This window comes from Pseudomonas sp. BP8, from assembly GCF_017875955.1.
Classification (GTDB): domain Bacteria; phylum Pseudomonadota; class Gammaproteobacteria; order Pseudomonadales; family Pseudomonadaceae; genus Aquipseudomonas.
Window position 1 is genome coordinate 2029330 of record NZ_JAGINK010000001.1, and the last position, 12064, is coordinate 2041393.

A 12064-nucleotide genomic window follows, 5' to 3' on the forward strand; every position below is an offset into this window, starting at 1 on the left:
CCAATTATTAGTGTCCAGCGTGGCGTCCTCTGCGCATGGCCAGCCCTCAGCTCAACACATGCTCCACCGGCATCAATACCGGCGGCAGCGGCGCATGCCCCAGTGCCGCCAGCACGTCGCGCTCGATCGTGCGCACCAAGGCATCCGTTGGCAGGTCGTTCTCGTCGCGGCCAAACGGATCCTCCAGCTCGTTACCAATCGCATCCAGCCCAAAGAACGTGTAGCTGACAATGGTGGTGAACAGCGGCGCCAGCCAGCCCAGCGGCTCGGCCAGGGCAAACGGCAGCAGCAGGCAGAAGATGTAGATAGTGCGGTGCAGCAGCAGGGTGTAAGGAAAGGGCAGCGGGGTGGCTTTGATCCGCTCGCAGGTCGCTTGCACTTCCGACAGCCCCAGCAGGCGCTGCTCCAGCAGGGTGTAGCACCATTCACTGATCTGCTGGCTCTGCGCCAGGCGCGAGCAGTGCCCGCCAATCTCTTGCAGGATGCCATCGCAGACATTGTGCGAACTGATCACCGCGGTTTCGCTCAGCCAAGGCCGGGCTGCGCTCAGTGGCGCTTCGCCACGCAGACCGGCGTTCAGTGCATGGGCAAATCCACACAGCCCGCGCAGCAGCTCGCTGCGCAGCCGCTCATCGGCAATCACCGTGCTTTCACGAACAAACGAGCGCACCTCGATGATCAGCTTGCCCCAGGCCTTGCGCCCTTCCCACCAGCGGTCATAACAGGCGTTGTTGCGAAAGCTCATGAAGATCGACAGCGATAGCCCGAGCAAGGTGAACGGCGTAGCGCTGACCGGCGAGAACAGCTGCGGGTAGTGCCGCTCGACCAGTACGATCAGCGCCGCCAGCAGGGTGACCAGCAGGCAGCGCAGGGCGATGCGCTTGACGATCGAGCCCTTGAGGGTAAACAGCACGCGCAGTACATCGGGGCGGGAGTGGACGATCATGGAAGTCCAGAGGCGGCCGATCAGCCGCCGGTCATGTTCATGAAGCGCAGGATCTGCACGTCGCCGCCCACCTCGAAGTGGTGACGATAGGGCTTGAGCTGCACCGCCTCGCGGATGGCTTTTTCCAGGCGGTCACTGTCGCCAGGGTGGGCCCGCAGTACCTGTTTGAGGTCCAGCGAATGCTCGTTGCCCAGGCACAGCAGCAAGCGCCCTTCAACGGTCAGGCGCACGCGGTTACAGGTGGCGCAGAAGTTGTGGCTGTGCGGCGAAATGAAGCCAACCCGCGTTTGCGGCGCCTCGGCCAGGCGCCAGTAACGGGCCGGGCCCTGGGAGGATTCGGCCGACTCGATCAGGCTGAAATGGGCGGCGAGACGTTCGCGGACCTCATCGCTTGAACAGTACGACTCGCCGCGCTGGTGCTCGCTGATGACCCCCAGCGGCATTTCTTCGATGAAGGAAATGTCCAGCTCGCGGTCGATGGCAAAGCGCACCAGGTCAACCAGTTCGCCGTCGTTGCGGCCCTTGAGCACCACGCAGTTGAGCTTGGTCCGGCGAAACCCTGCGCGCCGCGCGGCGTCGATGCCGGCAATCACCTGGTGCAGATCGCCGGTGCGAGTGAGTTGCCGGAACAGGTCGGCGTCGAGGCTGTCGAGGCTGATATTCAGGCGGCTGACGCCGGCGTCGAACAACGGTTGCGCAAGGCGGCCCAGTTGCGAGCCATTGCTGGTCAGGCACAGTTCGCGCAGGCCGGGCAGGGCGGCAATGCGCCCGCACAAATCGACGATGCCCTGGCGAACCAGCGGCTCGCCACCGGTAAGGCGAATTTTGCGGGTGCCCAGGGCAACGAAGCGCTCGGCCACCTGGTACAGCTCTTCGAGGCTGAGGATCTGCTGGCGCGGCAAGAACTGCATGTCTTCGGCCATGCAATAGACACAACGGAAGTCACAGCGGTCGGTGACCGACATGCGCAGGTAGTCGATTCTTCGGTTGAAGCCGTCGATCAGGGCCTGGGCAGTGTGTTCCACAGTCGCACTCGAATGGTTGGGGGCGGACAAATCGCCGCACATGAGTCCAAGCTATAACCTGCGGGGGGCTGCGTCAAATTGCTTTCCCCGCTCAGTTGATCAGTCTCCTCTATCACCGCTGCAAAGCACGGTTATCAAGGGCTTGCCCGGCGAGGAGGGCGGCACTGATCAGCGGTGCACTGGGTAGGCGGTGGTGTACTTCATCTGCTCCATGGCAAAACTCGAGGTGATGTTCGACAGCCCATCGGTACTCGTGATCAGCTTCTTGTAGAAGCGGTCATACGCCGCGATGTCGCCCACCACCACCCGCAGCATGTAATCCCAGTCGCCCGACATCCGATAAAACTCCATCACTTCCTCGAAGCCGCTCACCGTCGCCGCAAACTGCTCAAGCCAGGCACTGTCATGCCGCTGGGTCTTGAGCTGGACAAACACGGTCAGGCCCAAGCCCAGCTTATGCGGGTCGAGCAGCGCTACGCGGCCGCGGATATAACCGTCTTCCTCAAGACGCTTGACCCGCTTCCAGCAGGGCGTGGTGGTGAGGTTGACGGCTTCGGCCAAGTCCTTGAGGGACAGCGAGGCGTCGCGCTGGAGCAGGGTGAGGATGTGCTGGTCGAAACTGTCCATATCGGCGGCTGGCTGCTTGCAGAAAAATTTCCTCGAGATTAGCCCAGGCGGAGCATGCAGAGAATACCTGGCCAGGGAAACCGACAAGGATGTTCTGCTGCCAGCCGGCAGTCGTCGGATATGCGATAGTGGCGCACACCCACCCGTTTCCTTTCCCGTCCATGGGCCCGATCATGTCCGACAAGCCGCGCAACTTCGCCACCCGCACCATTCACGCTGGGGAGCAATCCAGCGTTGCCGACAACGCCATCTTCCCGGCCATCGTCACCTCCAGCTCATTCAGCAAGCGCGGCCTGGACGATCACCCGGAATACGCCTACAGCCGCGTCAGCAACCCCACCCGGCATGCCTACGAGACGTGTGTAGCGGCCCTTGAAGAGGGCGTTGGCGCAGTCGCTTGTGCCTCGGGGGTCAGCGCCACCGCCACTGTGCTTGAGCTGCTCTCCAAGGATGCCCATGTGGTGGTGATGAACGGCGTCTACGGCGGCACCTTCCGCCTGCTGGAAGACTACCGCGGGCGTACCTCCGGGCTGACCACCAGCTATGTCGACCTCAACGATCTGGACGCGGTCGCGGCGGCCATTCGCCCGGAAACCCAACTGATCTGGATCGAGTCGCCGACCAACCCGCTGCTGCACCTGGTCGATATCAAGGCGGTCAGCGCGCTGGCGCGTGAGCGCGGCATCCTCACCTGCATCGACAATACCTTCTGTTCACCGTGGAACCAGCAGCCGATCACGCTAGGTGTAGACCTGGTGATGCACTCGGCGAGCAAATACATTGGCGGCCATTCCGACTTGACCGGCGGCGTCGTGGTTGCTGCCACTGACGCGCTGCTGGCGCGCCTGCGCAAGATCAGCATGGCTGTGGGCGCGATTCAGGGGCCGTTCGATTGCTACCTGGCCCTGCGCGGGCTGAAGACCCTCGACGTACGCATGGAGCGCCAGAGCGCCAACGCCCTGCGTGTGGCGCAGTACCTCGAAAGCCATCCGCAGGTCGAGCAGGTCTACTACCCAGGCTTGCCCAGCCATCCCCAGCATGCGCTGTGCACGCAGCAGATGCGTACCGGTGGCGCGGTGGTGGCGATGCGCATCAACGGTGATCGGGCGGCGGTCAATCGGCTGGTGGAGGCGCTGTCGATCTTTGTCCTGGCCGATTCGCTGGGCGGTGTCGAGAGCATGATCAACCACTCCTGGACCATGTCGCACAACTCGCTGAGCCCGGAGCAGAAAGGCGTCATGGGCATCAGCGAGAACCTGCTGCGGTTGTCGTTGGGGATCGAGGATTACCGCGACTTGATCGACGACCTGGAGAGCGCGTTGCAGGCGTCGGCAGCCCGATGAATTTAACTGACGCTATCGCGGGGCCAGACCACGCTCCCCGCGATAGCGTCAGCTCTGGCAGCGCGTTGTCAGAGTAATGTTCAGGTCTTGGCCGGATGCACGAGCCGTTCGATCTTGTCCTTGATCAGCAGGCGTTCCTTGCGCAGGCGGGTCACCGCGTCATCGGTGCTGGCATTGCCTTCAGCGGCCACCACCTCCTTGTCCTTGCCGTTATATTCCTTGTGTAATTTGTGCAGTGCCGGATCCTTGTCGATCCGTTTCTGGAATTCCTCGGCGGTAATGTGCAAGTCAGCGAGCAGATCATGCGGTACGGGCATTTCTTCACCTCTTTCAGGGGTTGGCGAAAGGCGTTGAATCTTGAGGATAGCCGCCTTTGCTGCTGTGGGGGAGTGGGGTAGTCTGTCGAGTCATCCTACAACCCGGAAACCCGCGCATGCCTCACATGAACCTGGAATACAGCGACAACCTGCCTGAGCTGAACGTCGATGTGCTGCTGTTGCGTTTGAACCACGCCTTGTTTGCCAGCGGTCAGTTTGGCGAAGAACGGGACATCAAGAGCCGCGCGCAAGCGTTCGCCAAGTACCGGGTCGGCACTTCGCCCGCCGAGCGCGCATTTGCCCATGTGCGCCTGGCGATCCTCAGCGGCCGTTCGGCAGAAGTGAAGCAGCAGTTGTCGTCGCGCTTGCTCGAAGTGCTGCAAGAGGCCATCCCCGCGCAGGCCGGCCTGGATATCCAGTTGGCCGTCGAGATCCTGGATATCGACCGTGCGCCGTACGCCAAACTCAGTTTGCCTGGCTGATCAAGCCCTGCGGCAAGCCCACAATCGAGGCGATGGTCGCCAGGTTGCGCGCGCAGAGCCCGCGCCGTATATACTGCGCGCCAATGATTGTGGGAGAGCCTCGTGGCCATCGAAATACACTGGATCCGTGACGACCAGAGCCTGGCCGAACACTGCCGGACCTGGCGCGAACTGCCCTTCGTAGCGCTCGACACCGAATTTATGCGGGTTGACACCTTCTATCCGAAAGCCGGCCTGCTCCAGGTAGGTGACGGGCAGAAGGCCTTCCTTATCGATCCCTTGCTGATCAACGCCTGGCAGCCGCTGGCCGAACTGCTCGAAGACAGCAGCGTGGTCAAGGTCGTGCACGCCTGCAGCGAAGACCTCGAAGTGCTGTTGCGCCTGACCGGCAAGCTGCCGCAGCCGCTGTTCGACACGCAGTTGGCTGCGGGCTACCTGAACATCGGTTTCTCGATGGGCTACTCGCGCCTGGTGCAGGACGTGCTCGGGCTGGAACTGCCCAAGGGCGAGACCCGCTCCGACTGGTTGCAGCGGCCGCTCTCCGACACCCAGGTCAGCTACGCCGCCGAAGATGCCGTGCACCTGGCCGAGTTGTTCATTGCGTTGCGCCCGCGGCTGTCAGACGACAAGTACGCCTGGGTGCTGGAAGACGGCGCCGAACTGGTGGCGCAGATGCGTCGTGAAGTCGAACCCGAGACCCTCTATCGCGACGTCAAGCTGGGCTGGAAGCTGTCGCGCCAGCAACTGGCCGTGCTGCGCGAGCTGTGCGCCTGGCGCGAGCGCGAAGCGCGCAACCGGGATGTGCCGCGCAACCGGGTGCTGCGCGAGCATTCGCTGTGGCCGATGGCCAAGACCCAGCCGGACAATCTCTCGGCGCTGGCCAAGATCGACGACATGCATCCGCGCACCATCCGCCAGGACGGCGAATTCCTGCTCAAGCTGATCAAAAAGGCCGGTAGCGTGCCAGCCGAGCAGTACCCGCAGGCATTGCCCGAGCCGTTGCCGATCGAAGCCTCGGCCGTACTCAAGCGCCTGCGTACGGTCGGCCAGGCCGAAGGCGAGCGATTGGGCATTGCCCCGGAGCTGATGCTGCGCAAGAAGACCCTCGAAGCCCTGCTCAAGAGCGGCTACCCCAAGGGTCCCTATCAATTGCCCGATTCGCTGCGCGGCTGGCGCCGTGAGCGTATGGGCCAGGCGCTGCTGGATGATCTGGCAGGTGCCGGAGAATCCTGATGAAACGTATCTGTTCGATCTACAAGAGCCCACGCAAGAACGAAATGTACCTCTATGTGCTCAAGGCCGATGGCCTGGAGCGCGTACCAGAGGGGCTGTTGCCAGCCTTCGGCAAGCCCGTGCACGCCTTCGACCTGGTGCTGACGCCCGAGCGCCAGCTGGCCCGCGAAGACATTGCCAAAGTCCTGGAGAACCTCGAAAACCAGGGCTATCACCTGCAGATGCCGCCGCTTGAAGACGAGTACATCGAGCACCTGCCCGAAGAACTGCTGCGCCGTAACGACCCGGTCTGACGCCGCGCGTCGCCCATCCTCTGCCAAGCGATCCGGCGTCGGGTCGCCTCTGCTTTTGCCAAGGTTGTCTTCGAGATGCGTGTACTGATCGCTGAACAGGATCATGCCAATTATGCTGGCTTGCTGGCTGAGGCGGCCCCGGAGCTGGAGATCCTCACCAGCGGTGATTCGGCCGAGCTGGCCCGCCTGGCGCCGCAGTGCCCGGTGTGGCTGGGCCAGCCCGACCTGCTGGCCAGCCTGCTGCGCCAAGGGCACAAGCCGCAGTGGGTGCAGTCGACCTGGGCCGGCATCACGCCATTGCTCGGCGAGGGCTTGCCGCGCGATTACCGGCTGACCCGTGCGGTGGGCATTTTTGGCCAGGTGATGGCCGAATACATGCTGACCTACATGCTGGGCCATGAGCGCGATGTGTTGTCGCGGTTGGTCAGCCAGGTCGAGCGGCGCTGGGATGATCGCCCCGGGCGGACCCTGGAGGGCCGCCAGGTGCTGATCGTCGGCACCGGTGATATCGGCCAACGGGTTGCCGAGTTCCTTGTGCCGTTCGGGGTGGTCCTGCGTGGTGTTGCCAGCACGGCGCGCGCACAGGCACCGTTCGTCGAGGTGGCCGGTTTGGATCAACTGCCGCAGATGGTCGGGCAGGCGGACTATGTGCTCAATCTGCTGCCGGATACGCCGGCGACCCACGATCTGTATGACGCCGCGCTGTTCCAGCGCTTCAAGCCCAGTGCGTTGTTCATCAATGCCGGGCGCGGGGTGGCGGTGGTCGATGCCGACCTGGTCGAGGCATTGAAACAGGGGCATCTGGCTGGCGCGGTGATCGACGTCTGCCGGCAAGAGCCGTTGCCTGCGCGTCATCCGTTCTGGACGGCCTGGGGGCTGCTGTTGACCGGGCACAGCTCGGCGCCGACCTCGCCTGTGGCGATGGTGCGCTTGTTTGTCGAGAATGTTCGCGAGTTCGCGGCGGGGCAAGCGTTGCGCGGTGAAGTGGATTTTCAGCGCGGCTATTGAGATCGCTGGGGCCGCTGCGCGGCCCCAGGCGGTTTACAGGCTGAAATCGCCCTCGGCGACCAATTCGCTCAGCGGTCGACGCGGGCTCGGTACTTCACGCGCTTGCAGGCCCTCGGCCAGGCTCGCCTTGTCACCCAGCTTGCCGATCGCAACCATGGCATGCAGGACGTAGCCCTCGGGAATCTTCAGTTCCTTGCGGGCCAGCTCCTGGTCGAACCCGGCCATGCCGTGGGTGTGCCAGCCACTGATGCTCGCCTGCAACGCCAGATGGCCCCAGGCCGAGCCAGTATCGAAGGTGTGCCACAGGGCCGGAGTTTCTTCACTGGCGCCGGGCGCGGTAAAGGTAGTCTTGGACATCACCAGCACCAGCGCCGAAGCCTGCTGTGCCCAGCTGCGGTTGAACGGCACCAGCAACTCCAGGTAACGCTCCCAGCTCGGCGTGTCGCGGCGGGCATAAAGAAAGCGCCACGGCTGCGAATTGAACGCCGAAGGCGCCCAGCGTGCGGCTTCGAGGAAGCTCAGCAGGGTTTCTTCGCTGATCGGCTCGGGGCTGAACGCCCGTGGCGACCAGCGATTGATGAACTGCTCGTTGATGGCGTAGTCGGCAACGCGTGGATTGGCGCTCATGCGGGTTCCTGCTGAGGTTGGCTAAACCCCGCACGCTACTGCGTCTGGCCAGCACTGACAAGCGGTCTGGCTTTGCCCAAGGCCAGGCTCTAGACTGGCGCCGCCGCGCACCGTGGATAAACGCCGGTGCCGCGCGCCAACGATAAAGCATAGATGCAGGAAACCGTGTGATGATGGCTGACACCGCGCCTTTCTGGCGGCGCAAGACCCTTGACCAGCTCAGTGCGCAAGAGTGGGAATCACTCTGCGACGGCTGCGGCATGTGCTGCCTGCAGAAGCTCGAGGACGAAGACGACAACAGCGTCTACTACACACGCATCGCCTGCAAGTTGCTCGACCTCGACAGCTGCCAGTGCAGTGACTATCCCAACCGCTTCAAGCACGTGCCAGACTGCATCCAGCTCACGCCGGGCAAGGCCGATGAGTTCAAGTGGTTGCCGCCGACCTGCGGCTATCGTCTGGTCAGCGAGGGCAAGGACCTGCCGGCCTGGCACCATCTGGTCTGTGGCGATCGCACGCAGGTGCATGAGCAGCGCATCTCCCAGTCCGGGCGCATGCTCAGCGAAAACGACGTGGACGAAGACGACTGGGAAGACCACCTGATTTTCCGCGCCGGCTGATCCCGCCGGCCTACCGCCTCTGCTGAACAAGGAGTTTCTGTATGCGTCGCCCTCTGCTGTTGGCCCTCGCGCTTGCGCTCTGCTCGCCAGCCTGGGCCAAGAAGGTCGATCTCGACTACCAGGTGCGCTTGCTCCCCGCGAGCGGTCAGGCTGAGGTGCGCCTGACCCTGGCCGACGGCAGCGTGGTGCGCAGCCTGGACTTCGCGCTGGGCAAACAGGGCGTCTATAGCGGGTTCCAGGCCGACGGTCAGTGGCAACAGCAGGGCGAGCGCGGCGTCTGGCGGCCTGCGGCGGGCAAGACCAGCCTCAGCTACCGCGTGCAGCTCGAGCAGAAACCCCATGGCGGCGCCTATGAAAGCCGGATAACCCCGCAGTGGGCGGTGTTCCGTGGTGATCAACTGGTTCCGCCCGCGCGCCTCGATCAGCAGGACGGCACCGAGCTGGTCGCGCGGCTGGCCTTCGAGCTGCCAGCGGGCTGGAAGAGCGTTGAGACCGCCTGGCCGCGTATCGGCAAGCAGAAGTTCCGCATTGATAACGTCTCGCGGCTGTTCGACCGGCCGACTGGCTGGGTGCTGGCCGGCAACCTCGGCAGCCGTCGCGCCCGCCTGGGCGAAACCGAAGTGACGGTGGCAGCGCCGCAAGGGCAGGGCATGCGGCGCATGGACACCCTGACCTTGTTGACGTTTGTCTGGCCGCAACTGCAAGCGGTGTTCCCGCGTAATCCACCCAAGTTGTTGCTGGTGGGCGCGCGCGACGAAATGTGGCGGGGGGTGTTGCCGGGGCGCAATTCGCTGTTCCTGCACGCCAACCGGCCGCTGATCAGCGAGGCCGGCAGCAGTCCGCTGTTGCGTGAGCTGGTACAGCTATTTGCCCAGATCAATGATCGCGATGGCAGTGACTGGATAAGTGAAAGCCTGACCGATTACTACGCGACCGAACTGCTGCGCCGTGCCGGTGGTGTGAGTGATGACCGCTACGAGGCCTGGCAAGCGCGCATGCACAAGCAGGGCGCCAAGGTTACCCGGCTGCGTGGCAAGCAGGCCGACCCTGGCCAGGTGGCGCGGGGCGTGCTGCTGTTGCAGTCGCTTGACCGCGAAATTCGCCTGTATACGCAGAACAAGCGCTCACTGGATGATGTCACCCGGGGGTTGATGCGCTTGCCCAGCGTCAATACTGATGAGTTCATCCAGATCAGCGAGAGTGTATTGGGGCGCGAGTCCGAAGTGCTGCAAAGCAAGCTCTTGCGCTAGGCGCTCTCAAGCGGGGCTGCACCGCAGCCCCAAGGGCAGGCTCAGGCTTTCGGGGTACTGAGAGAATCATCACCCAGCACCGTCACCCCGCGGGTCGCCGCCTCGGCGCTGTCCCTGAGTACCTCCAGCTCCGCCGCACTGCGCTGAATATCGCCGCGCAAGCGCTGGTACTCCTGGCGATGACGCAACCACCAGGCCTTGGTCGAGCAATGGCCACTGAAGCCGCGGGCCAGGGCCATGCCGCCGACCGCCACTTTCAGCAGGCCGATCAGGCCACCCTGACGCAGCCCCTTGCTGACCATCAGTGCGCCACCGGCCAACGAGCTGGCTCTTTCCAGGCCGTGAACATTGTGCTCTTTGGCTAGCGAGGAGGAATGAATATCGAGCATGGCAAGGTCTCCGCATGAAGTGTAAGCAGCTGACCCTGGGCCAGTTGCGTGCGTTCAGTCGGTTTGCCAGGCGGACGTCCACTGGCCGCTATACAAGCAATCTCACAGTCCTTACTTGAACTTTGGCCCAGACCGCGTGTTCAGTCCCTTGGCCAAGCGGTCATACAGCACCACATTGACCGTCGCCGCGAGGTTCATGCAGCCCTCGGTGGGGATGTAGATCGTCTCCTCACACCAAGCCCGCACACTTTCATCAAGCGTGCCGTCTTCCGGTCCGAAGATATAAATAGCGCGATCCGGATGGGTGTACTCAGGCAGGGGCCGGGCGCCCTCGACCAGCTCCACCGCAACCGGGGTGCAACCGAGGGGGATGATCCGCTGCAGGTCGTCGATGCCGATCAACGGGATGTCGTAATGCACCCGCTTGGTATCGGTCACGAAATCGCGTGCGCGCTCGTAGCGCTTGCCGGTGTAGAACACCGAATTGACGCCGTAACATCCCGCCGCACGCATCACCGAACCGACGTTTTCCGGGGATTTGGGGTTGAACAGGCCGATGCAGCTGTACCGTTTGTTTGCCACGTGCCGGGGCCCTTCGCAAAAAAAACGCGATTATACGGGCTTGCCGGCCACTGCGGGGGGTCAGTCTTTTTTCAGCAACCCAGCCAGCCCGGCAAACGGGTTGTGGGTGGCCTTGGCGATGCTCGGGGTACTGGTCGAGCCTTCGCTGAAGTACTGCTGATCGGTATAGCGCGAGTGTTCGTTGTCGTGGCAGTACAGGCACAGCAGCTCCCAGTTGGAACCGTCCTGGGGGTTGTTGTCGTGGTTGTGGTCACGGTGATGCACGGTCAGCTCCGACAGGCGCTTGCCGGCAAACTCACGGGCGCAACGTCCACACACGTGCGGGTACATCTTCAGGGCCTTGTCGCGGTAGCCCATTTCCTTGTCGCGCTTGGCGTCGGCGATGATGCGGTCGAGGCGGGCGGTGGCGGAGAGGGTGGAACTCATGGTGTTACCTTTCTTGTAATCAGGCGAATGACGGTTATAGGGTTGAGTCTAGCGCGCTTGCAGGTCAGGCGGACAGGCAAAAACCTGAACATGCGCGTAGGCTGTAGAGAGATTCCTGACAGGAGGTTGCAGATGTTGCATGCGATCCTCGCCGCATTGATCCTGGCTAGCGTGCCGACGGCTGAAGCCGCTGGCCAGCAGCCGCGCATCACCACGCCGGTGCCTGGCGCACCGGGCACTGCCACGCCCACGCCGTATCCGCAGATCACCCCCAGCGCGCCACCCAAGGCCTACGACAGCCAGCCGGGAGCCCCGTTGCTGCCGCCCATGCCGCTGCCCGGGCCGCCCAAGGATTCGGCCTTGCCCGGTATGCAGCAGCCGCCGCCGCGGCCACCGCCCAAGGATGACTAGACCTGCGCCAGGCGCTGGCCATCCTGCATCCGCAGGCGTTTGGACAGGGCCACGGCCAGGGCGCGGATGATCCGCGCAGCGATGCGTGGAGCTTCGTTGAGCATTTTTTCCAATGAGTCCTTGCCCAGGGTCAGCAGCTGGCATTCGCTGGCCGCTATGCAACTGGCCGAGCGCCGCTCGCCATCGAGCACGGCCATTTCGCCGAAGGCGCCGCGGCGCAAGGTGGCGATTTCCACCTGTTGGCCAGCGCCGTCGGTCTTGCGTACCGAGACCTGACCGCGGTGCAGGATGCACATGAAACTGCCCGCGTCGCCTTCGGCAAAGATGCTTTCGCCTGCGCTCATGTGCGTCAGGCTGAAATAACCGGCCACAGCCTGAAAGTCAGAGGGTTGCAAGCTGTCGAACAGGCCGCAGTCCATGAGCATGTCACGGATTTCGGCATTGAGCTGGGAATGGTCAGGCATGGTTGTTCTTCTGGTCATAGC

17 protein-coding genes are annotated in these 12064 nt (G+C 63.4%); 8 read left to right on the forward strand and 9 right to left on the reverse strand.

What is annotated here, in order from left to right; all coding sequences use genetic code 11:
• Window positions 1-46: 46 nt before the first annotated feature.
• The 3 genes from J3B00_RS08890 to J3B00_RS08900 form a co-directional block, all read right to left on the reverse strand.
• Complete coding sequence (locus J3B00_RS08890) at window positions 47-946, reverse strand: bestrophin family protein (RefSeq protein ID WP_209866796.1); 900 nt, start codon at window positions 944-946, stop codon at window positions 47-49.
• Between the two features lie 20 nt (window positions 947-966).
• Window positions 967-1971: a GTP 3',8-cyclase MoaA gene (moaA, locus tag J3B00_RS08895; protein WP_209866797.1), complete on the reverse strand. Its 1005-nt coding sequence runs from the start codon at window positions 1969-1971 to the stop codon at window positions 967-969.
• A gap of 168 nt (window positions 1972-2139) precedes the next feature.
• Complete coding sequence (locus tag J3B00_RS08900) at window positions 2140-2598, reverse strand: Lrp/AsnC family transcriptional regulator (RefSeq protein ID WP_209866799.1); 459 nt, start codon at window positions 2596-2598, stop codon at window positions 2140-2142.
• A gap of 161 nt (window positions 2599-2759) precedes the next feature.
• Between J3B00_RS08900 and J3B00_RS08905 the strand changes: the two genes are divergently transcribed.
• Window positions 2760-3941 carry an aminotransferase class I/II-fold pyridoxal phosphate-dependent enzyme gene (locus J3B00_RS08905; RefSeq protein WP_209874700.1) on the forward strand — a complete coding sequence of 394 codons (1182 nt, stop codon included), beginning with the start codon at window positions 2760-2762 and terminating at the stop codon, window positions 3939-3941.
• Window positions 3942-4021: 80 nt separating this feature from the next.
• On the opposite strand, the gene J3B00_RS08910 is transcribed toward J3B00_RS08905, so the two are convergent.
• Complete coding sequence (locus J3B00_RS08910) at window positions 4022-4258, reverse strand: YdcH family protein (protein ID WP_209866800.1); 237 nt, start codon at window positions 4256-4258, stop codon at window positions 4022-4024.
• A gap of 116 nt (window positions 4259-4374) precedes the next feature.
• Between J3B00_RS08910 and J3B00_RS08915 the strand changes: the two genes are divergently transcribed.
• The 4 genes from J3B00_RS08915 to J3B00_RS08930 all read left to right on the forward strand — a co-directional run bounded on the left by J3B00_RS08915 (window position 4375) and on the right by J3B00_RS08930 (window position 7274).
• The gene (locus J3B00_RS08915; protein WP_209866803.1) at window positions 4375-4740 is read left to right on the forward strand and encodes a 5-carboxymethyl-2-hydroxymuconate Delta-isomerase; all 366 of its coding nucleotides are present in this window, start codon (window positions 4375-4377) and stop codon (window positions 4738-4740) included.
• A gap of 102 nt (window positions 4741-4842) precedes the next feature.
• The gene (rnd, locus tag J3B00_RS08920) at window positions 4843-5973 is read left to right on the forward strand and encodes a ribonuclease D (RefSeq protein WP_209866805.1); all 1131 of its coding nucleotides are present in this window, start codon (window positions 4843-4845) and stop codon (window positions 5971-5973) included.
• Window positions 5973-6266, forward strand: coding sequence for a YcgL domain-containing protein (locus J3B00_RS08925; protein WP_209866807.1), 294 nt, complete (start codon window positions 5973-5975; stop codon window positions 6264-6266). Before rnd ends, J3B00_RS08925 begins: the two co-directional genes overlap by 1 nt.
• A 75-nt stretch (window positions 6267-6341) precedes the next feature.
• Entirely contained in the window at window positions 6342-7274 is a 933-nt protein-coding gene (locus J3B00_RS08930; protein WP_209866810.1) for a D-2-hydroxyacid dehydrogenase, read from the forward strand.
• A gap of 33 nt (window positions 7275-7307) precedes the next feature.
• Here the strand turns inward: J3B00_RS08930 and J3B00_RS08935 are convergent, their stop codons facing one another.
• Complete coding sequence (locus tag J3B00_RS08935) at window positions 7308-7901, reverse strand: nitroreductase family protein (protein WP_209866812.1); 594 nt, start codon at window positions 7899-7901, stop codon at window positions 7308-7310.
• Window positions 7902-8071: 170 nt separating this feature from the next.
• Between J3B00_RS08935 and J3B00_RS08940 the strand changes: the two genes are divergently transcribed.
• Complete coding sequence (locus J3B00_RS08940; protein WP_209866814.1) at window positions 8072-8521, forward strand: YcgN family cysteine cluster protein; 450 nt, start codon at window positions 8072-8074, stop codon at window positions 8519-8521.
• Between the two features lie 41 nt (window positions 8522-8562).
• Entirely contained in the window at window positions 8563-9771 is a 1209-nt protein-coding gene (locus tag J3B00_RS08945; protein WP_209866816.1) for a hypothetical protein, read from the forward strand.
• A gap of 41 nt (window positions 9772-9812) precedes the next feature.
• Here J3B00_RS08945 and J3B00_RS08950 read toward each other — a convergent pair whose 3' ends face one another.
• From J3B00_RS08950 to J3B00_RS08960, 3 genes are all read right to left on the reverse strand, one after another.
• Complete coding sequence (locus J3B00_RS08950; protein WP_209866819.1) at window positions 9813-10160, reverse strand: DUF2892 domain-containing protein; 348 nt, start codon at window positions 10158-10160, stop codon at window positions 9813-9815.
• A gap of 111 nt (window positions 10161-10271) precedes the next feature.
• The gene (locus J3B00_RS08955) at window positions 10272-10742 is read right to left on the reverse strand and encodes an RNA methyltransferase (RefSeq protein ID WP_186555290.1); all 471 of its coding nucleotides are present in this window, start codon (window positions 10740-10742) and stop codon (window positions 10272-10274) included.
• A gap of 60 nt (window positions 10743-10802) precedes the next feature.
• Window positions 10803-11168, reverse strand: a complete 366-nt coding sequence (locus tag J3B00_RS08960) for a YajD family HNH nuclease (protein ID WP_119144066.1) — start codon at window positions 11166-11168, stop codon at window positions 10803-10805.
• Between the two features lie 132 nt (window positions 11169-11300).
• Here J3B00_RS08960 and J3B00_RS08965 point away from each other — a divergent pair, with 132 nt between their 5' ends.
• Window positions 11301-11579, forward strand: coding sequence for a hypothetical protein (locus J3B00_RS08965; RefSeq protein WP_209866821.1), 279 nt, complete (start codon window positions 11301-11303; stop codon window positions 11577-11579).
• Here J3B00_RS08965 and J3B00_RS08970 read toward each other — a convergent pair.
• On the reverse strand, window positions 11576-12043 hold the full coding sequence (locus J3B00_RS08970; protein WP_209866823.1) for a cyclic nucleotide-binding domain-containing protein: 468 nt from the start codon (window positions 12041-12043) through the stop codon (window positions 11576-11578). The genes J3B00_RS08965 and J3B00_RS08970 overlap by 4 nt on opposite strands.
• Window positions 12044-12064 lie beyond the last annotated feature (21 nt).

Coding starts and splice junctions, on each gene's coding strand:
- J3B00_RS08925 (WP_209866807.1), top strand. CDS start 5,973: ATGAAACGTATCTGTTCGATCTACAAGAGCCCACGCAAGAACGAAATG.
- J3B00_RS08950 (WP_209866819.1), bottom strand. CDS start 10,160: ATGCTCGATATTCATTCCTCCTCGCTAGCCAAAGAGCACAATGTTCAC.
- J3B00_RS08915 (WP_209866803.1), top strand. CDS start 4,375: ATGCCTCACATGAACCTGGAATACAGCGACAACCTGCCTGAGCTGAAC.
- J3B00_RS08965 (WP_209866821.1), top strand. CDS start 11,301: ATGTTGCATGCGATCCTCGCCGCATTGATCCTGGCTAGCGTGCCGACG.
- J3B00_RS08945 (WP_209866816.1), top strand. CDS start 8,563: ATGCGTCGCCCTCTGCTGTTGGCCCTCGCGCTTGCGCTCTGCTCGCCA.
- J3B00_RS08890 (WP_209866796.1), bottom strand. CDS start 946: ATGATCGTCCACTCCCGCCCCGATGTACTGCGCGTGCTGTTTACCCTC.
- J3B00_RS08940 (WP_209866814.1), top strand. CDS start 8,072: ATGATGGCTGACACCGCGCCTTTCTGGCGGCGCAAGACCCTTGACCAG.
- J3B00_RS08970 (WP_209866823.1), bottom strand. CDS start 12,043: ATGCCTGACCATTCCCAGCTCAATGCCGAAATCCGTGACATGCTCATG.
- J3B00_RS08910 (WP_209866800.1), bottom strand. CDS start 4,258: ATGCCCGTACCGCATGATCTGCTCGCTGACTTGCACATTACCGCCGAG.
- J3B00_RS08960 (WP_119144066.1), bottom strand. CDS start 11,168: ATGAGTTCCACCCTCTCCGCCACCGCCCGCCTCGACCGCATCATCGCC.
- J3B00_RS08930 (WP_209866810.1), top strand. CDS start 6,342: ATGCGTGTACTGATCGCTGAACAGGATCATGCCAATTATGCTGGCTTG.
- J3B00_RS08935 (WP_209866812.1), bottom strand. CDS start 7,901: ATGAGCGCCAATCCACGCGTTGCCGACTACGCCATCAACGAGCAGTTC.
- J3B00_RS08900 (WP_209866799.1), bottom strand. CDS start 2,598: ATGGACAGTTTCGACCAGCACATCCTCACCCTGCTCCAGCGCGACGCC.
- J3B00_RS08905 (WP_209874700.1), top strand. CDS start 2,760: ATGGGCCCGATCATGTCCGACAAGCCGCGCAACTTCGCCACCCGCACC.